The sequence below is a fragment of the Kaistella treverensis genome (assembly GCF_900114045.1).
GTDB classification, from domain to species: domain Bacteria; phylum Bacteroidota; class Bacteroidia; order Flavobacteriales; family Weeksellaceae; genus Kaistella; species Kaistella treverensis.
The window spans coordinates 994,017-1,020,340 of record NZ_FORQ01000001.1 but is presented as its reverse complement, the minus strand read 5'-3'; the positions used below and the strand labels follow the sequence as shown (position 1 = coordinate 1,020,340).

At 40.2% G+C, this 26,324-nt stretch carries 22 protein-coding genes and 1 tRNA gene; 14 read left to right on the top strand and 9 right to left on the bottom strand.

Annotation, left to right across the window (positions count from 1 at the left end; translation table 11 throughout):
- Positions 1 to 20: 20 nt before the first annotated feature.
- The 8 genes from porL (at position 21) to pgl (ending at position 10,728) form a co-directional block, all read left to right on the top strand.
- Positions 21 to 707 (top strand): type IX secretion system motor protein PorL/GldL, encoded by a 687-nt coding sequence (gene porL / locus BMZ55_RS04805; RefSeq protein ID WP_039343620.1) that lies wholly within the window; start codon positions 21 to 23, stop codon positions 705 to 707.
- Between the two features lie 51 nt (positions 708 to 758).
- A complete protein-coding gene (gene porM, locus BMZ55_RS04800) occupies positions 759 to 2,318 on the top strand; it encodes a type IX secretion system motor protein PorM/GldM (RefSeq protein ID WP_089819122.1) in 1,560 nt (519 codons plus the stop codon).
- A gap of 215 nt (positions 2,319 to 2,533) precedes the next feature.
- Positions 2,534 to 3,412 carry a type IX secretion system ring subunit PorN/GldN gene (gene porN / locus BMZ55_RS04795; RefSeq protein WP_317041315.1) on the top strand — a complete coding sequence of 293 codons (879 nt, stop codon included), beginning with the start codon at positions 2,534 to 2,536 and terminating at the stop codon, positions 3,410 to 3,412.
- 92 nt (positions 3,413 to 3,504) lie between these two features.
- Positions 3,505 to 4,557, top strand: a complete 1,053-nt coding sequence (locus tag BMZ55_RS04790) for an NAD(P)/FAD-dependent oxidoreductase (protein WP_089819118.1) — start codon at positions 3,505 to 3,507, stop codon at positions 4,555 to 4,557.
- A 198-nt stretch (positions 4,558 to 4,755) separates the two neighbouring features.
- The gene (tkt, locus tag BMZ55_RS04785) at positions 4,756 to 6,762 is read left to right on the top strand and encodes a transketolase (protein WP_089819116.1); all 2,007 of its coding nucleotides are present in this window, start codon (positions 4,756 to 4,758) and stop codon (positions 6,760 to 6,762) included.
- Between the two features lie 217 nt (positions 6,763 to 6,979).
- On the top strand, positions 6,980 to 8,416 hold the full coding sequence (gndA, locus tag BMZ55_RS04780; protein WP_089819114.1) for an NADP-dependent phosphogluconate dehydrogenase: 1,437 nt from the start codon (positions 6,980 to 6,982) through the stop codon (positions 8,414 to 8,416).
- Between the two features lie 34 nt (positions 8,417 to 8,450).
- Positions 8,451 to 9,974, top strand: coding sequence for a glucose-6-phosphate dehydrogenase (zwf, locus tag BMZ55_RS04775; protein WP_089819112.1), 1,524 nt, complete (start codon positions 8,451 to 8,453; stop codon positions 9,972 to 9,974).
- 4 nt (positions 9,975 to 9,978) lie between these two features.
- Complete coding sequence (gene pgl, locus BMZ55_RS04770; RefSeq protein ID WP_177179776.1) at positions 9,979 to 10,728, top strand: 6-phosphogluconolactonase; 750 nt, start codon at positions 9,979 to 9,981, stop codon at positions 10,726 to 10,728.
- Positions 10,729 to 10,800: 72 nt separating this feature from the next.
- On the opposite strand, the gene BMZ55_RS04765 is transcribed toward pgl, so the two are convergent.
- A tRNA-Ser gene (locus tag BMZ55_RS04765) sits at positions 10,801 to 10,890 on the bottom strand.
- 67 nt (positions 10,891 to 10,957) lie between these two features.
- Positions 10,958 to 11,977 carry an asparaginase gene (locus tag BMZ55_RS04760; RefSeq protein ID WP_089819107.1) on the bottom strand — a complete coding sequence of 340 codons (1,020 nt, stop codon included), beginning with the start codon at positions 11,975 to 11,977 and terminating at the stop codon, positions 10,958 to 10,960.
- A gap of 262 nt (positions 11,978 to 12,239) precedes the next feature.
- Between BMZ55_RS04760 and BMZ55_RS04755 the strand changes: the two genes are divergently transcribed.
- Positions 12,240 to 12,899 (top strand): TrmH family RNA methyltransferase, encoded by a 660-nt coding sequence (locus tag BMZ55_RS04755; protein WP_089819105.1) that lies wholly within the window; start codon positions 12,240 to 12,242, stop codon positions 12,897 to 12,899.
- Between the two features lie 228 nt (positions 12,900 to 13,127).
- On the opposite strand, the gene BMZ55_RS04750 is transcribed toward BMZ55_RS04755, so the two are convergent.
- Positions 13,128 to 13,817 carry an RsmE family RNA methyltransferase gene (locus BMZ55_RS04750; RefSeq protein ID WP_089819103.1) on the bottom strand — a complete coding sequence of 230 codons (690 nt, stop codon included), beginning with the start codon at positions 13,815 to 13,817 and terminating at the stop codon, positions 13,128 to 13,130.
- On the bottom strand, positions 13,817 to 14,857 hold the full coding sequence (gene tsaD, locus BMZ55_RS04745; protein ID WP_089819101.1) for a tRNA (adenosine(37)-N6)-threonylcarbamoyltransferase complex transferase subunit TsaD: 1,041 nt from the start codon (positions 14,855 to 14,857) through the stop codon (positions 13,817 to 13,819). Before tsaD ends, BMZ55_RS04750 begins: the two co-directional genes overlap by 1 nt.
- 3 nt (positions 14,858 to 14,860) lie before the next feature.
- Between tsaD and BMZ55_RS04740 the strand changes: the two genes are divergently transcribed.
- From BMZ55_RS04740 to ric, 5 genes are all read left to right on the top strand, one after another.
- Complete coding sequence (locus tag BMZ55_RS04740) at positions 14,861 to 19,651, top strand: translocation/assembly module TamB domain-containing protein (protein ID WP_089819098.1); 4,791 nt, start codon at positions 14,861 to 14,863, stop codon at positions 19,649 to 19,651.
- Positions 19,652 to 19,782: 131 nt separating this feature from the next.
- Entirely contained in the window at positions 19,783 to 20,253 is a 471-nt protein-coding gene (locus tag BMZ55_RS04735) for an Lrp/AsnC family transcriptional regulator (protein ID WP_039343650.1), read from the top strand.
- A 69-nt stretch (positions 20,254 to 20,322) separates the two neighbouring features.
- Positions 20,323 to 20,697, top strand: a complete 375-nt coding sequence (locus tag BMZ55_RS04730; protein WP_039343653.1) for a hypothetical protein — start codon at positions 20,323 to 20,325, stop codon at positions 20,695 to 20,697.
- Positions 20,698 to 20,712: 15 nt separating this feature from the next.
- The gene (locus tag BMZ55_RS04725; protein ID WP_089819096.1) at positions 20,713 to 21,144 is read left to right on the top strand and encodes an RrF2 family transcriptional regulator; all 432 of its coding nucleotides are present in this window, start codon (positions 20,713 to 20,715) and stop codon (positions 21,142 to 21,144) included.
- A gap of 127 nt (positions 21,145 to 21,271) precedes the next feature.
- Entirely contained in the window at positions 21,272 to 21,985 is a 714-nt protein-coding gene (gene ric, locus BMZ55_RS04720) for an iron-sulfur cluster repair di-iron protein (RefSeq protein WP_039343666.1), read from the top strand.
- 31 nt (positions 21,986 to 22,016) lie between these two features.
- On the opposite strand, the gene BMZ55_RS11445 is transcribed toward ric, so the two are convergent.
- The 5 genes from BMZ55_RS11445 to BMZ55_RS04695 form a co-directional block, all read right to left on the bottom strand.
- Positions 22,017 to 22,388 (bottom strand): chloride channel protein, encoded by a 372-nt coding sequence (locus BMZ55_RS11445; protein ID WP_233701882.1) that lies wholly within the window; start codon positions 22,386 to 22,388, stop codon positions 22,017 to 22,019.
- A 495-nt stretch (positions 22,389 to 22,883) separates the two neighbouring features.
- Complete coding sequence (locus BMZ55_RS04710; protein WP_089819094.1) at positions 22,884 to 23,432, bottom strand: DUF488 domain-containing protein; 549 nt, start codon at positions 23,430 to 23,432, stop codon at positions 22,884 to 22,886.
- Positions 23,433 to 23,563: 131 nt separating this feature from the next.
- Positions 23,564 to 24,241 (bottom strand): hypothetical protein, encoded by a 678-nt coding sequence (locus BMZ55_RS04705; protein WP_233701880.1) that lies wholly within the window; start codon positions 24,239 to 24,241, stop codon positions 23,564 to 23,566.
- A 177-nt stretch (positions 24,242 to 24,418) separates the two neighbouring features.
- Positions 24,419 to 25,366 (bottom strand): transketolase family protein, encoded by a 948-nt coding sequence (locus tag BMZ55_RS04700; protein ID WP_089819092.1) that lies wholly within the window; start codon positions 25,364 to 25,366, stop codon positions 24,419 to 24,421.
- 96 nt (positions 25,367 to 25,462) lie between these two features.
- On the bottom strand, positions 25,463 to 26,314 hold the full coding sequence (locus BMZ55_RS04695; RefSeq protein ID WP_089819091.1) for a transketolase: 852 nt from the start codon (positions 26,312 to 26,314) through the stop codon (positions 25,463 to 25,465).
- Positions 26,315 to 26,324 lie beyond the last annotated feature (10 nt).

The window sequence follows — 26,324 nt, the reverse complement described above, 5'->3', positions numbered from 1 at the left end:
AAAAATAAACTCTACACCACATGTTTAAAACTAAAGAAGCAACGTACAATTTTATCTACTCAATTGGAGCAGCAATCGTAATTCTTGGAGCACTTTTCAAGATGACTCACTGGAGCATTGGGCCGCTTACAGGAAACGTAACCTTAGCAATCGGTTTGATTACTGAAGCTATAATCTTTACCATCTTTGCATTTGATGCACCAAAATCTGAAGAATCGTACGCATGGGAAAACGTTTATCCGGAATTGTTAGATTCTCATGCTTCACCTAATCCTAAACATTCCACTTTAGGAATTCAGGAAGCTGAAGTGAAAGAATTGGAAGTTTCTTTGTCTGAAAAATTAGACAAAATGTTAGCTGATGCTAAATTAGATGTTAGCTTATTTGACCGCTTGAGAACAGGTATCGATAAATTCTCCAGTTCTGTAGATCAAATTAACCAAACAGTTGACGTAACAGGTTCTACTCAAAAATATAATGACCAGTTAATGCTTGCTGCAAGTCACCTTGAAAGCATGAACGCACTTTATTCACTGCAGTTGGAGCACGGAAAAACGCAGGCTGAATACAGCAAAAAATATGTAGAAGATATGCAGCGATCTGCAGCTCATTCTGCTAAATTTAACGAAGAATTATCCGGATTAACTTCTAACCTTAATAATCTGAACAGAGTTTACGGCGGAATGCTAAGCGCGATGAAATCTTAATTTCCTTACCATAATTTGAAATTTATTACTATTAACAAAATTTACTAAAAAATGGCACAAGGAAAACAGACTCCTCGTCAGAAGATGATTAACTTGATGTACTTGGTTTTCATTGCAATGCTTGCAATGCAGATCGATCAAGAAATCATCAGATCATATAAAGACACCACCGGCTCTCTGGAAGAAACCAGAACGCTAACAGAAAATAACAACTCAATTTTTAAGCAAACTTTAGAAGCTAAAGCTAAAAATACACCTGACACCTTCCAGGCTCCTTTAGAAAGATACAGAGGCTTAGAAGAAAAAGCGAATGACTTGGTTCAATCAATAGAAGGTTTGAAAGCGAGATTAAGCAAGGACGCAGAATACAATCCAGCTTTGGAAATTCAGGAAAGTTTTGCATCATTGAATAACACAGAACCTTCAACCAGCCTTTTCTTCCAAAATGGAGATGAAAATATCGCCTCAAAAGAAGCGATTGCTTTAAAGCAAAAAATTGAAGCTTTTAAGAAATATATTACTGATAATTTCGGCTCAAATAATTTGATGAAGGAAATGGTTGCTCGTACCAACAAGCAAATGGTTTCTGAATTTGACAAGCCTCGTAACGGGAAAAACTGGTTGCAATACAAATTTTATAACCAACCTTTGATCGCTGCTTTATCAAACTTAGAAGTTATTCAGTCTTCCGCTCGTGGAATTCAGGGTGATGCGCTTTCTATCATGTTACAGGAAAAAATTGATGCTGATATTAAATTTGATGCCTATACAGCAATTGTTTCTGCACCAACTATTGTTATTCAGGGTGAACCGGCTCAAGGTAGAGTTGCTATAGGAAACTATTCCAGCAACGTTCCGGGACTTGCTATGCCTGGTTTAACTGTTCAAAACGGACAGGGTGTTAGAAATCTTGACACAGGATCTTTAGGTGATAAAAATTTCAGCGGAACCATTTCCTTTAAAGATGTAAACGGTAAAGTAATTCCGCTTACTTACAACCATACTTATAAAGTAATCGCTGGTGCGCAGGAACTTAAAGCACAGAAAGGCGCAATCGTAACTGCGGACAAAATGAATGTTCTTTATAGGGGTTTACCAAATCCAATTTCAGGATCGATTTTAGGTGCTGATATGTCTGGAATCTCGTTATCTGCTGCGGGAGCTTCGGTTAGTGGAGGTGGCGGAAAATGGACCGTAACACCAGGTGGAGGAAGTACAGTTACTTTGACAATCTCCGGTCGTGATCCAAAAGGTGGCGTGATTTCTCAGGCTTTCCCTTTCAGAATTAAAAATGTACCACCGCCAGTTGGTGAAATCCAGGGTAAATCTGTCGTTTCAATGCCAGCCTCTTCGATTCCAAATCAACGTGTCACAGCTGACATGCCGGATTTCGATTTCCCTGTTAGCTTTACTGTAAACAGCTTTATGTTTAAAGTTCCAGGAAAAGCGGCAATGCTCGTAAATGGAAACTCTATGAGTTCTGTCGCAAGTTTGACAAAAAACCTTAGAAATGGAGATATTGCGTATGTCTTTAATATTAAAGCTACAGCAACTGGACTTGGTGACCAGGCTTTAAAACAAATACCACCGGTTGTAATAAATGTACAGTAATTTCGTTACAGATATTATAGCTGTTAAATTTTAAATATTTTAAAATGAAAAAAATTATATTCGTAGTAGTTGCATTCAGTTTCGTCACTGTCAGCGCACAAACTACGAAAAATACGAAAACTACTACACAAACGGAAACTAAAGCAGAGCCTGTTGAGCCTGCAGCAGGTGCGGAAGTGCAGGATTCCATTAATTTGGAAGAAGTACCGTCGTCGATGTCAATTCTCAATGCAAAGTCTCCGGAAGCCTTTAGAAAATATCGTGATTTAAATATGATCAAAAAAGGTGATTCTGTAGTTTCAAATTTGAAAGAACCACTTAAATATGGGTTTATCGAAGATAAAGACATCTTAAAAAGTATGGTGGTTTGGGAAATCATTGATATGAACGATAAAATTAATCAGCCTTTCTACCACAATGGTGATGGTTTGATTTCTAATAACCGCTCATTATATCAGCTTTTGTTTGATGCAATCAATGATGGCCGTATCACAGAGGTTTATGATGACGAGCTTTTTATGACGCGTTTGGCACCGGATGCCATCCAATCCCGTATCAAAAATGCGGTAATGAGTGATGCCGGTATCGACCGTTTGAACGAAGCTGGTGCTTTAACTGAAGAGGAACAAAAAGAATATACCAACGTTTACGAAACTAAAAGTGAAAATGTAAAGGTTTTGAAAATCAAGGGAATGTGGTATATTGACCGTCGCGACAGCCAGATGAAATATCGTCTTTTAGGTATCGCAGCGATGGGTCAGGATCCGGCTACAATGGGACAATATGGACCAGACGGCCAGCCTTTAGCTTCAAAAGATGAGCTTATCGATCTTTTCTGGGTGTATTATCCGGATGCTCGTGAAGTTTTGGCAAACGCTGTGGTTTTCAACAATAAAAACCTGGCTTCTGACATTACTTTTGATGATTTATTGAATGCCAGACGTTTTTCTACCGTAATCTACAAATCAGATAACGGTTTAGGAAACGGTGTTATTAAGGATTATATTCCTAATGATGCTGATGCTCAGCTGGAAGAAAGCGAAAGAATCAAAGCGCAAATCCTGCAAATGGAAAGCGATATGTGGAATTATTAATATTTTCCGCTTATATTATAAAAACCTGAGTACTTTTGCTCAGGTTTTTTCGTGTAAATTCCTAACTTGAAAAATGGTTTTTTAAAATAATTATGCAGAAAGAGGTAGATTATATTATTGTGGGCGACGGTTACGCGGCGCTGTTTTTCGCGCACCAGCTCATGAAACATCAGAAAACTTTTGTCTTGTTTTCGGATTCAGAAAAAAGTGCTTCGCAGATTTCAGCCGGAATTATTAATCCGGTTGTTTTAAAGAAATTCACTACATTTTGGCTGGCAGCTGAACAGATTGAATTTCTATCAAAAACTTTAAATGAAATTGAAAATTTTACCGGCAAAAACTACCAAATTTCTGAAAATATCCACCGCATTTTTCACGATGAAAAAGAAAAGGAACTCTGGCTTTCCAAGTCCGAAACCGAAGAATTAGCTCCTTTTTTAGCCAAAGATTTTGAAAACCTGGATACTGTTTTAAATCCTTTCGGTACCGGCGCTGTGAAAAATTCTGCACGCTTAAATGTTGAAGATTTCTTCACTGACTTCAATAGCTATTTCAAAAAAAATGGTCATTTAAAGGCGGAAAAATTTAACTACTCGGAGCTGCACGATTTAACATACAAAGAAATTACCTGCAAGAACATCGTTTTTTGCGAAGGTATGGGCGTCACGCAAAATCCCTTTTTTAATGATATTCCGGTAATTCCAAATAAAGGTCACCATTTAAAGGTCAAGCTTTCCGTTAAGCCAAAAAACGAATATACAATTAAGAAAAAACACTTCCTTTTTCCGCTAAATAATGGTCTGCATTACTACGGCGGAACATACGATCCGCTTGAGCGCGAAAACGAAATTGATGATTTTGCCACGCAGCAACTTATCGATGGATTGTCAGAATTTTATCCGCATTCATTTGAAGTGGTGGAAATAAATTACGGTTTCCGTCCAACGGTGAAAGACCGCCGTCCAATACTTGGCAGTCACGCGGATTTTCCGAATTATTTCATTTTTAATGGTTTGGGCGCGCGTGGAATTCTTAATGGCTGCTATTTCGCCGAAGAACTTTTTCAGCACATCGAAAATGGTAAAGAACTGATGAAAGAAGTTGATTTAAAACGTTTTGAAAACAAAAAATTCATCCGTCTTTAAAACAGAAAAATTTCCGCTTAAAACACCATATTTTTTACGAATAGCAACTTTGAGTGGCAAAATCCGGTCATTGGCTGAATGTTTGTTTCATTTCTTCATCTTGTAAGATTCTTTCACGTTGGTGAAATTTCTAAAAAAAAAGCCCGTTTTCCTTGCTTTTTTTCTTACAAAATTTAATTCTGAAGAAAAACCAATGAAATGGAGACCCCGAATTTAATTCAAAAAAGCATTGATACCGTTAGAGTTTTAGCTGCTGATGCGGTACAAAAAGCAAACTCCGGACATCCCGGAACTCCAATGGCATTGGCTCCCCTCGGCCATATTTTGTGGTCGGAAGTCATGCGCTACAATCCAAAAAATCCACACTGGCCCAATCGCGATCGCTTCGTGCTTTCCTGCGGCCACGCCTGCATGTTGCAATATGCTTTTTTACATTTGACAGGTTACGAAATTTCACTAGATGACATTAAAAATTTCCGTCAACTTCACAGCATTACGCCCGGCCACCCGGAATACGGCCTGACACCAGGAATTGAAGTCACAACCGGACCGCTGGGACAAGGTTTTGCGAATGGTGTTGGAATGGCAGTCGCGCAGCAATACATGGCGGCACGCTACAATCAACCTGATTTTGAAATTTTCGATTATAAAATTTACGCCATCTGCAGCGACGGTGATATTATGGAAGGCGTAACCGCAGAAGCTGCTTCGCTCGCGGGACATCTAGGCTTGGGAAATATGATTTATTTCTACGACAACAATAACATCACGATCGAGGGCGATACCGATTTGGCTTTTGATGAAGATGTTTCGAAAAGATTTGAAGCCTACGGCTGGCATGTTCAAAATGTTTCAGACATTAAAGATTTACAGGCGCTTCGTGACGCAATTGATAAAGCAAAAAATGAAACCGAGCGGCCGTCTTTAATCAACGTCCGAAGTGTTATCGGTTATGGAAGTCCAAACAAACACAACACTGCCGCTGCGCACGGTTCTCCGCTAGGCGAAGACGAAGTGCGTTTGGTGAAAGAAAATTTCGGTTTTGACCCCGATAAAAGTTTTGTAATTCCACCCGAAGTGGCAGAATTTTACCGTAAAGCAGGTGAAAAATCCGCACAACACGAAGAGAACTGGAACGAACTGTATCAAAATTATAAGAACAGTCATCCCGAATTAGCCAAAGAATACGAAGATATTACCGCTGGAAAATTACCGGCTGATTGGCACAAAAATCTTCCGGTTTTTGAAGCGGGCGAAGAAATGGCGACCAGAAAAGCTTCAGGAAAAACCTTAAATGCTATTGCGCAGTATTTACCGCAGCTCATCGGTGGTTCCGCAGATTTAGCGCCATCTACAGACACCAATCTAAAGGATTTTAAATCTTTTTCCGCGAAAAATCCAGACGGAAGAAACTTCCATTTTGGTATTCGAGAACATGCGATGGGAGCTGTTTTAAATGGAATGGCACTCAGCAATTATTTAATTCCGTACGGCGCTACATTTTTAATTTTTTCAGATTATATGCGGCCGCCGCTTCGTTTAGCCTCGATTATGGATATCTGCCCGATTATGGTTTTCACGCACGACAGCATTGGTTTGGGCGAAGACGGCACAACCCATCAACCGATCGAGCAGCTTATCGGCCTGCGAACCGTTCCCGGAATGACAGTCATCCGTCCGGCCGACGCGAATGAAACCGCACAGGCTTGGCGCGTCGCCATCGAACATACCGACGGACAGGTTTGTATCGTCCTAACGCGCCAGGGAATTCCGATAATCGATCAGCAAAAATTTACCAGCGCAAGCGAATTGGAGAAAGGTGCTTATATTCTTTCTGATTGCGATGGTGAACCCGAGATCATTTTAATTGCTTCGGGTTCCGAAGTGCATTTGATCTTAGAAGCGCAGGTAAATTTAAAAAATGAAAATATCCGTGCACGTGTTGTCAGCATGCCGAGCTGGAATTTGTTCGATAAACAACCAGCAGACTACCGCGAAAAAATATTCCCGAAAAATATCAGAAAACGCCTTGCCGTAGAAGCCGGTTCACCTGTTGGCTGGATGAAATATACAACTGATAATGGCGATGTTATCGGAATTGAAAAGTTTGGTGAATCAGCACCGGCGGATGAGCTCTTTGCTGAATATGGTTTCACGGTAGAAAACGTGGTTAAAAAAGCACGGGATCTCCTGCAAAAAAATTAGCAGCTATTTGGGCATTTTTTCTCGAAATAGCTTTTAATCAAATAAAATTCGACACTTTTAAAATAGAAAAATAAGCTGCTTTTAAGGGAAATTTTTCGATTTTAAATTTATTATTATACAGAATTCACGATAAAGACAAAACCCAAAAAAAAGGCCGTTTTAAGGCGGAATTTTTTAGAAGGAAAACCTAAGCAATTCAATTTAATTCTTTAAAATTATGTCACAAGAAAATACTTCTCAAAGCGCCTTCGGAATGATTGGTCTCGGCACCATGGGCTCCAATCTTTTACAGAATATCGCCGATCACGGCTATTTCTGTTCGGGTTACGACATCAAAAAAGAACAGGTTCAGGAGCTGAATGATTTAAAATCTGATCATATTAAAGGTTATACTGATCTAAAAGATTTTGCTGACAGTTTGAAAAGTCCGAAAATAGTGATGATGTTGGTTCCGGCAGGCGAAATCGTAGACAATGTAATTAATGATTTACTCGGCGTTTTATCACCCGGCGACATTATTATTGATGGTGGAAATTCGCATTATACAGATACGGAAAAAAGGTACAATGAGCTCGAAGAAAAAGGCTATCATTTTGTGGGAATGGGCGTTTCCGGCGGTGAAGAAGGTGCCCGACGCGGTCCGAGTATGATGCCCGGCGGCGATAAAGAAGCGTACAAATATCTGCAACCAATTTTAGAAAAAATTGCGGCGCAGGTAAATGGCGAACCAACGGTCGCCTTTATGGGCAAAGGTTCTGCAGGACATTTTGTGAAAATGGTGCACAACGGAATTGAATACGCGATTATGCAGCTGATTTCGGAAACCTACGCAATTATGAAAGACGGGCTGGAAATGCATAACGACGAGATTTATAAAGTTTATAAAAGCTGGAATGAAGGCCGACTAAAATCTTATCTAGTTGAAATTACTGCCGATATATTTTCTTACCGAAACGAAGGCGAAGAAAATATTTTGCTGGACAGCATCCGCGATCAGGCAAAAGCAAAAGGTACGGGAAAATGGACGTCGCAGGCCGCAATGGACTTGCATCTTCCAACTCCAATAATCGATGTTTCGGTGTCCACGCGCGACCTTTCAAGCAAAAAAGATTTGCGTGTTGAAGCCTCGAAAATTTATCCCGACCAAACTGCCAGCGCTTACGGAAAAAGCCCGGAAGAATACGCCACAAAGCTTGAAAATGCTTTTTATTTCGCCATGGTTTCTGCGTATGCTCAGGGAATGCATTTGATGTATGCGGCAAACGAGGAATTTGATTATGACCTAAATTTAGATGTAATTGCGAAGATTTGGCGCGGCGGCTGCATCATCCGTTCCGAATTTTTAGAGGATATTTATTCGGCTTACAATAAAAATTCCGAGCTAAAGCATTTGCTGCTGGATAAGCAAATTGCACAAAGTGTTTCGATGAACATAACCGCCGCGCGAAACGTGGTCTCCGACGCGGTTTTAAATGGAATTGCTACTCCGGCTTTTTCGGCGGCCCTCAGCTATTTTGATAATTTCCGTTCCGAAACCATGCCGACCAATTTAATTCAGGCGCAACGCGATTTTTTCGGTTCCCACACTTACGAACTTAAAGCTAAAGAAGGCGTTTTTCATACCAAATGGATTATGGAAAATATCAAAGAATAACTGGTAAAAACTGTAAATCTTTTAACATTTAATAATGCTTAATACCTCCAATAAAACTACAGCGCCTACAATCTTCATTATCTTTGGCGGAACGGGCGACCTTACGAAGCGTAAAATTATGCCCGCGCTTTACAACCTTTTTTTAGCGAACTGGCTGCCCGAAAATTTCGCCATTATTGGTTCTTCATCCTCGAAAATGACTGCTGAAAAATATCAGCAGGAATTATTGGAGGCTGTAAATGAATTTTCGCGAAGCGGAAAAACCAAAAAAGAAGACTGGGCGAAATTTGCTTCGCACATTGGTTTTCAGGATGCTGATCTTACCAATGCCGGCGCTTTCAAACCGTTTGGAAAAATTATTGAGCAATACAAAAAAGAGTGGAACCAAACTCCGTCGCTCATTTATTACTGTGCGGTCGCGCCCCATTTTTTCTGCACAATTGCAGAAAATATCAGCAAAGCAAAACTGGAAAATAACCCTGAAACAACCCGAATAATTATCGAAAAACCTTTCGGCACCAATTTGGAATCCGCGAAGGAACTCAACCGGAAATTACTGAAGATTTTTGAGGAAAAACAAATTTACCGCATCGATCATTATCTGGGAAAAGAAGTGGTGCAGAATATTATGGCGTTTCGTTTTGCAAACTCTATTATGGAGCCGCTTTGGAACCGCAATCATGTGGAACATGTGCAGATTTCGGTGACGGAGCAAATCGGCATCGGAACGCGTGGTAAATATTTCGAAGGAGCCGGCATTCTGCGTGATATGATTCAAAACCACTTGTTGCAGCTTTTATGTATCATCGCCATGGAACCGCCGACCAGTTTTAAAGCAAATGAAGTGCGCGACCGAAAAGTTGACGTTTTGAAAGCCATGCGGAAAATAGAAAGCGGAAAAATAGAAAGTATGGCGGTGCGTGGACAGTACAGTGCGGGTTGGGTGGAAGGTGAAGAAGTTTTAGGTTATCGCGAGGAAGAAAACGTAGACCCTAATTCCAATACCGAAACCTATGCGGCGCTGAAACTTCACATCGATAACTGGCGCTGGCAAGGCGTTCCGTTTTACCTCAGAACCGGCAAAAGGTTATTTAAATCGGCTTCGGTTATTACCATTCAGTTTAAAGAAATTCCGCACAATATCTTCGTTTCCGCAGACTCCGGTGTGCCGAAGCAAAACCGTTTGGTCATCAGCATTCAACCCGATATGGCGATTCGTTTTCAGCTTCAAAGCAAAGTGCCCGGACTTGAAATGAATTTAAATACCGTTGATGTTGTTTTTGATTATGCAGACAACAAAAAGTCTGATTCTCCTGAAGCTTATGAAACGCTTTTGCTGGATGCAATTGTTGGTGATCAGACTTTATTTATGCGCGCCGATCAGGTGGAAGCTGCGTGGGAACTGATCATGCCAATTTTGAATTATTGGGAGAAAAACAACGCGCAAAACTTTCCGAATTATTCCGCAGATTCCTGGGGGCCGGAAAATGCCGAAGCGCTTATCGCAAAAGACGGCTATCATTGGTTTAGTTTACCAGACAGCAATAAAAAGAAGTAAAAAAATGAATATTAAGATTTTTAAAAATGTTGAGGAATTGAATATTTCTTTAGCAGAAAAAATTTGCGAAGTCGCGGAATTTGCCATTAAAAACCGTGGCGAATTTACGTTTGTGCTTTCCGGCGGCGATTCTCCAAAAAAATTGTATCAGCAGTTGGCTTCCGAATCTTATAAAGATCGGATTGACTGGAGCAAAACCTATTTTTTCTTCGGTGATGAACGTTTTGTGCCCGAAGGTGATGCGCAGCGAAATTCGCTAATGATAAAAAATTTGCTCTTGGAGCCGCTAAAAATCCCGACGTCGCAGATTTATGATTTTGATACTTCCGGCACACCGGAAGAAGCAGCGGAAAAATACAACGCTGCGATTGCAACGCATTTTCAGGATAGTCCGATTGATTTTGATTTCAACCTTTTAGGTTTAGGTTCAAATGCTCACACCGCATCATTATTTCCGCACACCGACGTTTTAGCTGAAAATGAAGCTGCCGTAAAATCTGTTTATGTGGAAGAAGTTGGCATGCATCGAATCACGATGACGGCGCCGCTCATCAATCAATCCCGAAATATTGTGTTTATCGTTTTCGGCTCCGACAAAGCCGATGCTGTATATCATGTTTTGGAAGACAAAAACGCTTCCGCAGAATTGTATCCGGCGAGGCTGATTTCTACCGACGAAAATAAAACAGTATGGTATTTAGATGAAGCCGCCGCCGCGAAACTTTCGGAAAAAAAGAAAAATTCGGGGTTTTAAGGCGAAATTTTTTGGAAATATGTAAAACAAAAAAAAGGAACGTAAAAGTTCCTTTTTTTTTATTTTCTTAGATGGTAGAGAGGATGGGATTCGAACCCACGATACAGTTACCCGTATACTACCTTTCCAGGGTAGCTCCTTCAACCACTCGGACACCTCTCTGATTGAAGACTGCAAAAATAGCGTATTTAATTGAATTCCAAAACCGAAATCCTTAATTTTTCAAACTTTAATTTGCCGTCACTTCACCACACAGGTTTTTTGCAAAATTCTCCGCAAATGTGCCGGTATATTTTGGGTTGTCCAAAAGGTGCATTGCTTTAGTAATAGCGCTTTCCGCCGTAATATCGTTTCCGCTGATCGCACCGATTTCCGCGAAAATATTGGAGTTCGAATATTTTCCAAAACTTATTCCGCCCGAAACGCACTGCGAAATAACCACGATCTCAGTTCCGTTTTTGCGTAAATTCTGCAGAATTTCCTTTGTTTTTTCAGTATTGAAAATCGTCCCGGATCCAAAAACCTGCAGCACCAAAACTTTAACGTTCGGAATTTCCACAAAATGATTCAGGTGCATTCCGGGAAAAATCCGCCAGAACAAAACGTTCTGCGAAGTATGCGCATCCACCGAAAATTCAGCATCCGAAGGCGCGCGCCACAAATATTCCTTTTCAACATTAAGGTGCACACCGGAAATTCCCAACTGCGCATAATTTGGCGACTGAAAAGCATCGAAATGTTCGGCGGAATATTTCAAAGTTCGGTTTCCACGCAGCAGTTTGTACTCAAAATAAACCGCAACTTCCTGTATTACAGCTTCGTCGTTTTCATACAGACTCGCATAATACAGGCTCGTCAGCAAATTTTCTTTAGCATCCGTGCGCAAATCACCAATTGGTAGCTGCGAGCCGGTAAAAATCACGGGTTTGCGAAGATTTTTCAGCATAAAACTCAGCGCCGATGCACTGTACGCCATCGTATCTGTACCGTGCAGAATTAAAAAACCGTCGTAATTCTCATAATTTTTCCCGATGTAATTGGCAATAATTTTCCATTCCTTCGGGCCCATGTCCGAGGAATCCAGCGGCTTGCGAAACGGGTAAACCGAAACTTCGCATTCCAGCATATTGATTTCCGGAAGTTTCTCGAAAATATTTCCAAAATCAAACGCCTGCAAACTGCCCGTCGCGTAATTTTTTTCCATGCCGATGGTTCCGCCGGTATAAATCAGCAGTACTTTTCTTTTCATATTTTCAAAAATACATTATTTGCCGCAATTTGGCTAATTTTTTAGATCTACATAAACGTTCTAGAACAGCAGTTTTTTTATTTCTTTATGGCGCCTTTTTCCGTCTTCCGTTCCCGCTTCCGCCGCGGCGGAGAGCTCCACTCAAGCCGGGGCGCAGATTCACCGCGTAAACGCTGTACGCAATAAGCAAAAGGCTTTTAGCATACAGCCTGCCGCTTACGGCCTAAAGCTAAACCATATAAAATTCCTACTTTTGCTCACTATGAAAAACCAGGAAATCTTCCAGTATTTGCAGCAGTTTCTTACCGAAGAACGCCTGCAGAAAATCAATCAGTTTGCGCCGGAAAGTTCCGATTTTGTCTTGCCGGTGATGGAAGATATTTTCCAGTTCCGGAATGCTGCAGCAATTGTTCGTTCTGTGGAAGCGTGCGGATTTCATAAAATTGTGGCCATGGAAAGCGAAAATATTTTCAACCCAAATTTGCGCGTCACCAAAGGCGCTGAAACCTGGGTCGAGGTTGAAAAACTTCCGCACACTTTAGAATCCATTTCGTCAATTAAAAAGCGCGGATACAAAATTGTGGCGGTTTCACCCGAAAAAAACGCCACGCTTTTGCCCGATTTTTCAATTTCAGAACCTGTCGCTTTGGTTTTCGGCACCGAAAAGGAAGGCGTTACAGCCGAAATCTTAGATTTCGCCGACGAAACTTTAGCAATCCCGATGTATGGTTTTACGCGCAGTTTCAATGTTTCCGTGGCGGCATCGATTTGCATGTATGAACTCAAGCAAAAGTTGCTGAAATCGGGTATCGATTATAAACTTTCGAAAGAAAAAATGTGGCAGATGAAAGTTCGTTGGGCAGTAAATTCGCTCCAAAGCGGCGAACAGATTTTAGCAAAATACCTAAGAGAAAATCCGTAAAAATTCCCGGCTAAACCGGCATATTTTTTAGTTTTAAAAAAAAGAAAAATTTGCCATTTTAACAGCAAATTTTTTAATTTAACAAGACCAGTAAAATTTCCTGCTGAACAGATGTTTTTTTAGTTTTTAGAAAAAAGAAAAATTCCCTCTTTAAACAGGAAATTTTCAAATTTCCTCAATTTCAAATTCTCAAATTCTCAAATTCCCCCATCACCACATCAACCATTTTCACATCAACCCGTAATTCCACGCGGCTACAAAAATTCCGGCGGTTTCGGTTCTCAGTCTTTGGTTTCCCAGCGATACGGCTTTCACACCTTTTTCAGCTAATTGTGATATTTCGTTGTCGGAAAAATCACCTTCCGGACCGATCAGAAAAATTACCTGCTCTAAAGGCAAAATTTTCTGTAATTCTATACGTTCCAGATTCTCATTACAGTGCGCAACAAAAGCTTTTTCCGCGTCAATTTCTTTAATAAAATCCGAGAATTTGGTCAAATCATTTATCACCGGAAAATGAAACCTCAGACTTTGCTTCGAAGCAGAAATGCTTTGTTTCCGTAGCTTTTCGATGTTCAGATTTTTACGCTCGGTTTTTTCAGTCTGCAAAATGGTAATTTCAGAAATTCCCATTTCGGTTGCTTTTTCTACGAAAAATTCAATGCGGTCGATATTTTTTGTAGGCGCTATTGCAATGTGTAATTTTGGCGAGAATTCGGGCAAATTTTGCTGGATTTCCAGAACGTCAAGCAAAACCTTTTTTCCTTCTAAAACCAGATTTCCTTTCGCCAGATTTCCTTTTCCATCCGTCACGAAAATCTGTTCGCCGGAGCACATGCGCAAAACTTTCAGGATGTGTGTTTGCTCCTCTTCATTAATTTTAACCTCAGGAAAAATTTCACCAAAAAAAAGCTTCATTAAAAATTTTTTTTAAAATTTTCTTCGATATCATATCTCGCCGTGGCGGAAACCGAAAGGTCCGCAAATTCACCACGATCATATTTCAGTTTCGCCACCATTGCTATCATCGCGGCATTATCGGTGGTGTATTCAAATTTCGGGATGTAAATATTCCAGCCCAGTTTTTCAGCATTTTTCAGCATCGCTTCTCGCAAACCGGAGTTTGCGGAAACTCCTCCTGCAATCGCAACTTCTTTAATTCCGAAATCTGCTGCAGCTTTTTCAAGCTTTTGCATCAGAATTTCAACGATCGATCTTTGCACCGAAGCACATAAATTTTCTAGATTTTCGGTGATAAAAGCGGGATTTTTTTTGATTTCTTTTTGGATGAAATAAAGCACCGAGGTTTTGATTCCGCTGAAGGAATAATTATAAGCGTCGAGTTTTGGTTTATTAAAATTAAAACTGCTTCCGTCGCCTTTTTTTGCTAATTTATCGATAATTGGTCCGGCCGGATAATCGAGACCAAAAATTTTCCCAATTTTGTCGAAAGCTTCGCCGGCAGCGTCATCAATGGTTTTCCCGATGATTTCCATATCAAAATAATCTTTCACCAAAACAATCATGGTGTGACCACCGGAAACCGTTAAACATAAAAATGGAAACGCTGGTGGTTTAGGATTTGCATCGTCAATAAAATGTGCTAAAATGTGCGCCTGCAAGTGGTTAACTTCAATTAGCGGGACGTTGAGTCCCATCGCCAAAGATTTAGCAAAAGAAGTTCCCACGAGCAGCGAACCGAGAAGTCCGGGACCGCGTGTGAAGCCTACGGCGGAAATTTCATTTTGTTGTATATTTGCTTTGATGAACGCTTGATTTACCACCGGAATAATGTTCTGCTGATGTGCGCGCGAAGCCAGTTCCGGAACTACGCCGCCGTATTCCATATGGATTTTCTGGTTGGCAGCAATATTGGAGAGGATTTTATTACCTTTGAGAACAGCTGCAGAGGTATCGTCGCAAGAAGATTCTATACCTAAAATTATTGAGTCACTCATACAATGGCAAATTTAGAGAATAATAACGATAACGAAGATAAAAAATCGGTCGCGGAAAACCTTGGTGACTCGGTGCAGAAAGGGGTGGAAAATGTGCAGAACACGGTAAAAGAAACCGTGAAAGGCGCAGCCAACCTGGCATCTGACGCCATTAACAAACCGGGAGAAACTGCGGGAGAATTTGTGCATCAGGCCGCGAAAGATGTTACGAGCTACACTTGGTGGGCGAAACTATTGCTGATTCTTTTCTGGACGGCGCTTTTTCTCGTGGCTTCTTTCATTGTCATCGTAAGTTTACCGGCAACAAAAAACTGGGCAGCTCAGAAAGTGATTGAGAAACTGAACAGAGACATGAAATCGCAGATGTCTTTTGAAAGTGTAGATGTAAATTATTTCGGCGATATCCATATTCACAACGTTGCAATCAAGGATTATAAAGGTTTTAAATTTCTGAAAGCTGAAGAACTGTATGCAGATTCCGACTGGTTTAAAATTCTGAGCAATTCCAGAAACTTACAGTTTCAGTCTCTTTCGCTGAAAAAGATGGATTTGAAAGTTATTACCTATAAAAATGACAGTATTTCAAATTTTATCCGTTTTGTAGATTTATTTAACACGCCTTCGCCAACAACTCCTAAAGAGCCTTTTCAGCTAAAATCCAGGATTTTTGTTTCTGACTCCAAAATATCTATTTATTCAGAAAATCATGAAAACCCCGAAGAAGGGCAATGGTTAAAAGCTGAAAATGTAAACCTGGTTATTCCGGAACTTCGGGTAAACGGTTCTAATGTTTTTGCGCAGGTTAACAGTCTGAGATTCACTGCGGAACGCTATGGAAAAAAGCATTTTGTAGATACTTTTTCAGCAGATTTTTCGCTTACCGATGACTTTCTTTCACTGAAAGATATGACCTTCAATACGGATCATTCGCTGTTACAGGGCGATTTAAAATTAAGCCTTAATAATGGCACTTTTTCCGATTTTACCGATAAAGTGCGCTGGGACATGACTTTGATGCAGGGCAGCCAGCTCAGCGGTTACGATATCAGCTATTTTGTAACCGATTGGGATAATTACAAACCAATCAATGTTTCCGGGAATATGACCGGACCGCTGAATAAGTTTTATCTGGATAATTTCCTGGTGAGAAATCCGTCGGTGAACATCAAAACCAAAACAATGAAAGTTACCAATATTTTAAAAGGCAACTTTCAGATCGAAACCAATACACTTTCTACAGATTTCACTTACAAAGATTTAAAAGCCATGATGCCGACTTTTATTTCTTCGAAAATGAAAAACTTTGCTGATGATTTCGGACGCTTGAAATTCGACGGCGCCGCGCGGGTAAATCCAAAACAGGTTTATGTTCCGAACGGACGCTTGATTACTGGAATTGGTCAGGCAAAAATCAACAACTTTTATCTGGATGATTACAGCACAGACCTACCAAAATACCGTGGTTATGCCGAAGTTAATGATTTGAATACTTCGGTAATTACCAAAAATAAGCAAGTAGGTTTAATCAGCGGAAAATTCAATGTGCAGGGACAAAGTTTTGATGTTAATACAATGAAACTCCGCACGAGATCGCAAATTTCTAAGATTGAAATTATGGATAAATTCGTGCACAATGTTTACCTCGAAGGCGTTTTGGACAACAAAAAATATAACGGAATCATCAATGTAAACGACGCGCAGGCAAAGGCGCAGGTAAAAGGTTTGATTGATTTCAGCACTTCAAAACTTTATGCTGATATCAACGCAAATATTGATTATTTAAACCTGAATTTTTTCACCGGCGCGAAGGGAACACAAGCCGTGAGTGGAAAAGTGGATGGTACACTTTCAATGACCAACATTAACGACCTTACTTTGGACGCGGAACTTGCAAATGTAAATTTTGCCACAAACAGCCAGAAATTTCACATTCCGAATGCCACGGTTAAAGCCTTTTTCGAAAATGGAAACCGCATTGTTTCCGTGGATGCACCGGGCGCTGTAAACGGCAGAATTGCTGGCAAATTTAATTTGGGTGATTTGGCCGGAATGGTCCAAAACGGTATAGGTAAAATTTTGGTCGGTCCGGCGCCGCGCAAAATTTATCGCGGTCAGCACTTTACAATGGATTTTGATGTGGAGCAAAACCTCGTAAATTATTTTATGCCGGATCTTCGGATTCCAAAAGGTGCTAGTGTAAACGGTTCTTTTGATGGAAATTCGAACAATTTGGTTTTGAATGTTGACGCGTCGCAGCTGAAGTATCTGATGACCAAAAAAGAAGATATTACGGCGGCAGACCAGGCTTTGGCGAAAGCAAATCCTGACTATAAAATTACCGAACGTGACAAAACTACCCGTGACAGCGCAATGATTGATGATCTAATGATCAGAATCAATACAGCAAATCTGGACGAGCAGATTTATGCAAAAATCAACCGGATTGAATACAACCAGAATATTTTGAAGGACATCACGTTAAGCGGACGCAACGAAAATAACCGTGTGTTACACATTGCCACTAACTTCAAACACGGCACACCGGAACAGGAAATTAAAGATGAACTTAAAGATTACGCCATCAACATCAACCAAACCACGGACGGGGCGGGCGATTACGTTTTCCGTTTTGAACCTACAAGTGTTACCTTCAACAATGTGGCCTGGAATATCGATACAGATCCGGCGTTAAATCATTCTATTACTTATAGAAAGAAAACCGGCGATTTCCTCATCCAGAATCTTCGTATTTATTCCGATACAAGTGAGTTGTTTTTAGAGAAATCTATATTCAAATCTGCTAAAGATTTTTCTGCTGAAGGCGAAGTCCGCAATTTAGATATTGCAAAAGTGATGGCGCTCATTCAAAACGAAAATACGCTCGATTTGAAAGGCGTTGCCAACGGAACTTTCAATATAAAGATGGATAAAAACAATCTGGAGCCGTTAATAAACATGGATATCAATGATATTTTCATGAACGGAAAAGCCATGGGCAAAATTCAGATTGAAACAAAAAACAGCGCAATTCCGAATGTTTTTGATGTTGATGTAAGAGTTCAGTCCGCTACCGGAAGTCTGATTGGTGCGAATGATCTGCATCTTACTGGAACTATTAATAATAACACCGCTTCACCAACGTTGGATTTGGTTGCAAAAATGAACGATTTTGATGTGGCTTTCGCACAACAGTTTGTAACCGGAATATTCTCAAATCTACGCGGAAAAGCTTTTGGTGATTTAAAAATTAGTGGAAGTTTGAACGACGTCGATTATAGCGGAGATATTGCACTGAAAAAATTCGGGCTAAAACTGGATTTTACCGGTGTAGATTATTCGCTGGATGACACCGTGATTTCACTTTCCAAAGGTTTGGCAATTTTAAATGACATTGGTATTAGCGACGGCAGAAGCAATTCTAAAGGTTCGATTTCTGGAGCGATTCAGTTTGAGACGCTGTCTTCAATGGGTGTCAACTTAGTTTTACGTGCAGACAATCTCATGCTTTTGAACACCACGCAAAAAGATTACGATTTATTCTGGGGTCGCGTTTACGGAACGGGAACGCTCTACGTCGACGGACCAGTCTCTGCTTTAAATATTTCAACACCGGAAATGCGCGCGCTTAATAATTCGGTGTTTACATTTAATTCAAATTCTACCTCGAATGTTGAAGAATTTAAAATGCTGCGCTTTCTAAAACGCGACGACAACGGTGAAATTTCGGTAGAGAAAAAGAAAAAAACAAGCGCCAATATGAATGTTGATTTCAGTTTGGCGGTTGATAAAGGAACCACGGTAAACGTTTTGGTCGGCGACGATATCGGTGACATCAGCGTCCGTGGAAATTCTGAAAGGTTGCGTTTTATAATGAGCCGAACCGGTGCCATTTCGATGAACGGAAATTATTTCGTGGACAGCGGAACTTTCGTTTCCAAAGCGATTCTGAACAGAACTTTCCACATTACAAAAGGAAGTTCAATCCGGTGGGATGGTGATCCAATAGCGCCGCAACTTGACATTGATGCAACCTATCTGCGAACCGTTACAAACGCCGGTCAGTATCTGAATATGGGAAGTCTGCAGCCTATTAATGTCTTGCTTTCTACCAAAATTACACAAACCTTAAACAATCCGAAAATTGTGCTTGGCGTTTCTGCGCAGGATGTCTCATCAAATCTTAAAGAGACACTTGCGGAAAAAATGAGCAATGAGGACGAAAAAATTATTCAGTTCGGCTCTGTTTTGGTGATGAACAGCTTTAACGTTGGCAATTCCGCATTTGATATTAACTTAGGAAATACGTTGGAAACTTCGGGCTATAATATGCTTTTCAAGCAACTCGGTTCAGTTTTAAATACCATCAGTAACGAATTTCAGGTAGACTTAAATTATCTGAAAGGGGACGCAGGTTCCAACACAGGCGACCGCGCCAATGCAAGTGTAAGTTTTGCACTTTCACCGCGCGTTACGGTAAAAACAGGTTTAGGAATACCAATTTCGAAATCCGAAAATACCGGTTCAGATTATCTCTCCGGAGAAGGCATCATCGAGTATGACTGGTCTAAGAAAAACGACGGTTCACGTCTGCTGCGTGCTTATTCCAAACCTACCAACATCGGTCTGAACGGTACGGCTGCAGCAAATGCCGGTGCTAATCAAAGCTATGGTGTGGGTGTGGTGTACAGCAAAAGCTTCAACACTATCTTTAAAAGAAAGAAAAAGGAGAAAAGTCCACAGTCTGGAAAATCCGGTGCCAAAACAGAATCCGTTAAAATCGATACAATTAAATAAAGATATTACGGGGTATAATCAATTTTTAGTTAAAATTTATTAATGTTTCAATAAATTTTTTCAGTTTCATATTTTGTTGTAAATTTGCAGAACTATTACCAATGTACTTCTAAAATTATCAATACAAAAATATGAACTACCAACTAGACGAAATAGATAAAAAAATTCTGGATTTTTTAGTGGAAAATACCAGAATGCCTTTTACAGAAATCGCCAAACAAATGGACGTTTCTGCAGGGACTATTCACGTGCGTGTTAAAAAAATGGAAGATGCGGGCATTATCTTAGGCTCGTCGCTGAACATCGATTACGGGAAATTGGATTACCATTTTACCGCTTATATCGGTATTCTTTTGACAAAATCTAACCGTACACAGGAAGTTTTAAAAGAACTTACCACCATTCCGAACGTTACTGAAGCAAGTGTTATTTCCGGTAAATACAATATTTTCTGCAAAATCCGCGCGAAAAATACCGAGGATGCGAAGAGAATCATTTACCAGATCGATGACATTCAGGACGTAATGCGAACTGAAAGTATGATTTCAATGGAAGAATTTATTTCAGATAAAAACAGACTCATCGAGGCCGTTTCTATCTAATCTTTAATTTGAATCAACAATATTCAAAACTTTTGATTTCTTATCAAAAGTTTTTTTATTTTTACCATTATGAACGAAAATTTTGCGGACGAATCTCCGAAAAAAGATCTCGCTTTTGTTTTAGCACTTGCCGCGCTTCTTCTTTTCACGGTGATGGGAATCGGTATTGATTTTGATGAATTTTCTCAACATCAGCAAATCAATATTCCAACCGGCTATTTCTATTTTATTTTTCTGGTGGATGCTCTCATGATTTTGGCGGTTATTTTCATCTTTTTTTACAGAAAATTTGCGGTTATATTATTTCCCGTCGCGCTGATCACGCACTTTTTGGCGCACAACTATTTTCTGTCTACGTTTCTGTACACAGACGTCACCAACATGTTTTTGTACTGCACGCTGGGACTGTTCGTGATTATTCCGAAGTGGCAGTTTTTCAAATAATTTAATTTAAATCCAATGTTTTCCAAAGCGTGCGAATATGCAATTAAAGCGACCATTTACATCGCACAGAAAAGCCTGCAGGACCATCGTGTAAATGTTAAAGAGGTTGCAAGCGCTGTAGATGCTCCCGAAGCTTTTACCGCGAAAATTTTACAGCAGTTGTGCCGCGAAAATATTTTAAGTTCAAACCGAGGAAAGCAGGGCGGTTTTATTTTTGATGTTGCAAAGCAGAAAGAAACCAAGATTTATGACGTCGTTCGCATTTTCGATGGTGAGGGTATTTTCACCGAATGCGCGCTCGGTTTACACAAATGTTCTTCGGTTAATCCGTGTCCAGTACACAACGATTTCAAACCAGTGCGGGAAAATCTTGCGGCTATGACACAGAAATATTCTTTTTATGATCTCGCGCTTCGCACCGAAAACGGTCTGGCCTGGCTAAAGTAATTTCGGAAAAATATGGCCAAATAGCGGCGAAAAAATCAAAATAAAAAAAAATTAATATTAAATAAGATAAATTTGTCCGAATTAAAATTAATGTTTACATTTGTACCATAATTTTAAACAATACGCGATGTTAACGACAGAAAAGACAATTGGCGAAATGGTTGCGGAAGATTTCCGCGCAGCACAGGTTTTCAGAAAATACAAAATAGATTTCTGCTGCAAAGGAAACAGAACCATCGAAGAAGCTTGTGAAAACAAGAAATATCTTGCGGAAGATATTTACAAAGATTTAGAAAAAGTATCAGAAGCAAAAGCTGATAATATAGATTTCAATTCCTGGCCGCTGGATCTGCTTGCGGATTATGTAGAAAAAACACACCATAGATATGTTGAAGAAAATTCTACGGTGCTAATTCAATATCTAAATAAATTATGCAAAGTGCATGGCGACAGACACCCGGAATTATTTGAAATCACCAAATTATTTACTGAAAGTGCCCAGGAACTGGCAGCACATATGAAAAAAGAAGAACTCATCCTTTTCCCTTTCATTAAGAAAATGGTAGCTGCAAAAGCAAGCGGTGAACTTTTGGTAACACCTCATTTCGGAACGGTAGAAAATCCGGTTGCAATGATGAAAGACGAACACACAACCGAAGGTGAACGTTTTGTGAAAATTGCAGAACTTACCAATAATTACCAGTTCCCGGACGATGCATGTGGAACTTACCAGGTAACTTACAGAATGTTGGATGATTTCGAACAGGATCTTCATAAACACATTCATCTGGAAAACAATATCCTTTTCCCTAAAGCAATTGCTTTGGAAAAAACTTTCTAACTAAATTTTCTGTTTTTTTTTGAGATCCATTTCAGCTTTTTGAAGTGGATTTCTTTTTTTTAAGGCGTCTTGAGCTTAAATAAAAATCGTAAGTGTAAACATTGTACGGCAAAATCAGTTTTGCAACGATGAACGAAATGAAACAGCAGACCAAAATCGGTAAAAAAAGCTGATAGCCGCTGGGTAAAAGATTGTAGATTAAAACCACCGAAGTAAACGGCGCGTACAGTGACGCTGATAGAGTTGCCGCGGCACCAATTAAAGCAAAATTAAGCGGAATTAAATCCATATTTAAAGTAGAAACTTCAACTCCGGTTGAACCAGCGAAGATTACGGTGAGAAATCCATTGATAAAATGCGATGGAATTTTGAAAAGCGGCAAATGATCTTTTCGCTGATCCAATATTTTATAAATTTCGGTAATTCCTTTATTTCTGCGGTTTCAGAAGACATATTTCCGAAGGTAATACGACAGTCGGTAAAATTATAAACAGAAAACGGTAAGAATTACTGACTTTTTGAAATAAAAAATGTTCGAAAAGCTCAGTGAGATGTTTCAGCGAAAATGCCAGCAACGCTGAAGGTAAAGCCACCAAAACAGAAGCTAAAATAAGTTTGAAATAATTTTGGGAGACGATTTTTGTTCTTTCCAAGGTGAAATGTAAAATTAAAAAAGTTGCCGTTTTAGCACGGTTTTTTTGCTTTTGCCGATGAAAGGCGGTAATGAAAATTTAAGAAAACTTTAATAAAATGCAGAAAATTTATGAATTTACTAAAAGCAGACGTTGATTAGAAGTTCTCAGTGTAAATTTTTCACTGCTATTTGGGCACTTTTTGACGATTTTCCAAAACCGAAAAATTTGCCCTTTAACGGCTATTTTTTCAATTTTAAAACCGCTTAATTTTCTTGTTCCGGCGTATAAACCAGCTTTCCATCTGCAATTCTCGCGGGAGAAGTGTACGGATGTTCAGTTGCTTTTCCTTCCGACATAATGTGAAGCACAGTCCAGCCTTGGGATTTAAAACAATCCGAAACCATGGATCGGTGACAGCGCCACCAAACGGCCTCGGAACACATCATTGCAGTAGGTTTTTCTGCGGCAAAATCTTTTAAAGTTTCAGCACCAACTTCAAAAAATTTGGTTTCCATATAATCTGCGTAGGCCTGGAAAGATTTATTCCGCCACGTTGTATTTTTTGAAGTCGCAGATAATTTTCGCCTGCCGCCTAAATTTTCAAGGTAAACATATTGAATTCCATATTCCTCCAAAGTTCTTTTAAGTTCGTCCTGATCAAACTGCGGAAACTTTCGCGAACCCGGCATCTTTCGGATGTCTGCTAAAACTTTTATGTTGAATGACTGCAGCAGCGCCAGAAATTCTTCAAAACTTCTGGTAGAATGACCAATGGTGTAAACGGTGTTTTTCCCGGTACTATCTTTTTCCAAAACTCAAAACAATTAAACTCAGTTAAATTTACCGAATTTTAAATTAAAATTTTTCCTCCTTTTAACGGCAAATTTTTCAAAAAAAATCCACCGGGAAATCGGTGGAAATTTGGCGTTAAAACGATGTTTTTTTAGAATAATGCAACTTGCAGAAAAGCACCGAAATTATTTTCGTTGTGTTTCAGCGGACCGTAATATTCCATATTGGCGCCGAGACCGAAAGTAAATTCTTTATGCGTTACACCGGCGCGCGCACGGAGATAGCTTCGCGCATGCAAATCTGCGGAAACCGCGTGCACATATGTTCCCTGAAGCCGCGAGTAAAAGCGCCAGTTTTCATTGATTTCCGGTTTGTATTCTACAATTCCCAGCGTTTCAAAAGTCGCATTTTTGCTGAGGTCCACGCGCGGCATTGCAATCACCAGCCATTCCGGATTCGCGTAAGTGTAAATAATGGCCGCAGACGGACGGATTCCGCCGGGCGTGCTTTGGAAGCCGGCACCAACTCTTACATTTTTAAAAACATCCACGGTTACTTTTCCCAAAACCATAAGGTCGGAAAGCTGTTCTTGGTTCCAGTCGGAATTGAAATCGGTGACGCTGAAAAAACCGAATTTCGGTGCGCTTTTTATTTTTTTATCGATGATGGTCTGGAAAGAAATTCCGCGCGTTCCCGGCATTACTTCCACATTCACAGGTGGATTTTGAAAAGCTGCCGGTTCGGTTTCCTGCGCCGAAAGATTTGTGGCGAAGATTAATGAAAAAGCAGCAAATGAAATTTTCAGCGAACGTTGTAGTTTGTTAGTCATTGTTTTGGATTTAGACTAACGAAAATATCTCAATTACACGCTGAATTGTAGGAGTTTTGTTATGATTTGTAGGATTTTTCGGTTTTAAAGATTATTCAAATAATATTAACATAAAAGCTAAAACTAAAAAAAACACGCCTAAAGACGTGTTTTTTTTTCAAAATTATTTTGATGAAATTATTTCGCCATAATTCTTTTTACAGCAGCCTGTACCGTGTCAGAATCAATTTCATATTTTTTCATGAGTTCTGCCGGTGTTGCAGATTCTCCGAATGTATCATTTACCGCCACAAATTCCTGAAGAGTCGGTCTTTTTCGCGAAAGCATTCCGGCAACTGATTCACCTAAACCGCCGATGTAGTTGTGTTCTTCTGCTGTTACAATTCTGCCGGTCTTTTCCACTGATTTTAGAATAATTTCTTCATCCAAAGGTTTGATTGTGTGAATATTGATGACTTCACACGAAATTCCTTCTTTTGCCAGTTCTTCGGCAGCAACCAATGATTCCCAAACCAAATGTCCGGTAGCCACGATCGTTACGTCGGTTCCTTCTTGTAAAAGAATTCCTTTTCCGATTTCAAACTGCATATCTTCCGGAATGAAAACCGGAACAACCGGACGACCAAATCTTAAGTAAACCGGACCTTCAAAATCTGCAATCGCTAAAGTTGCTGCTTTGGTCTGGTTATAATCGCAAGTGTTGATGACGGTCATGCCCGGAAGCATTTTCATCATGCCGATGTCTTCCAAAACCTGGTGTGTAGCGCCATCTTCACCTAAAGTTAAACCGGCGTGGGAAGCGCAGATTTTTACATTTTTGTTTGAATAAGCAATCGACTGGCGAATCTGGTCATACACTCTGGAAGTGGAAAAATTAGCGAAAGTTCCTGTAAACGGAATTTTCCCGCTGATGGTTAAACCCGCGGCGATTCCCATCATATTTGCTTCGGCGATGCCGACCTGAAAAAATCTTTCCGGTGCTTTTTCGATGAATTTTTCCATTTTCAAAGAACCGATGAGGTCTGCGCAAAGTGCAACCACATTCGGGTTGGTGTCTGCTAATTCTGCAAGGCCGGCTCCGAAGCCGCTGCGTGTATCTTTTTTATCTAATATTTCGTATTTCATTTTTTTTGATGCTGTATGCTGTAAGCTTTACGCTGTAGCAAAGTTTTGTAAAAAATTGATGAGCTTAGAGCATAGTGCTTAAAGCGTATGTCTAAATTAATAATCCGCCGGCGCTTCTAAATATAGCTGTTTGAAGGCAGTATCAAGTTGCTCGTCATTCGGCGCTTTGCCGTGCCACGCGTGCGTACCGATCATATAATCTACGCCAAATCCCATCTCGGTGTGCAGGATGATTGCGACAGGTTTGCCGTGCCCGGTTTCTGCTTTTGCGCGCTCCAGAATGGAAATTACGGTTTCGAGATCATTGCCGTTTTTTTCTTCTAAAACCTTCCAGCCAAAAGCTTCCAGTTTTGCACGTAAATCTCCTAAATCCAAGACATCATCGGTATCGCCATCAATCTGGCGACCGTTGTAATCAATCGTTGTAATGATATTATCAACCTTTTTCGCGGCTGCGAACATGAAAGCTTCCCAATTTTGACCTTCCTGCAACTCGCCGTCGCCTTGAAGTGTGTAAACCAAACTTTTATCGCCGTCTAATTTTTTACCTAAAGCTGCGCCAATTGCGACCGACAAACCCTGGCCCAAAGAGCCGGAAGCCACACGAACGCCAGGTAAACCTTCGTGCGTAGTGGGGTGACCTTGCAGGCGGGAATCCATCTTTCTGAAAGTTTTGAGCTCTTCAACCGGGAAAAAGCCAAAACGCGCCAAGGTGGAGTAGAAAACCGGCGAGATGTGCCCGTTGGAAAGGAAGAATAGGTCTTCGTTTTTACCTGCCATGTTGAAGGGCAGTTGGTAGTTCATCACCTTGCCGTATAGCGCGGTAAAATATTCGGTACAGCCCAAACTTCCACCGGGATGGCCGGAATTTACGGCGTGCACCATGCGCAAAATATCTCTTCGGATTTGTGTAGTAAGAGATTTCAGCTCTTCGATCGATTTACTCATTTTTTAGATT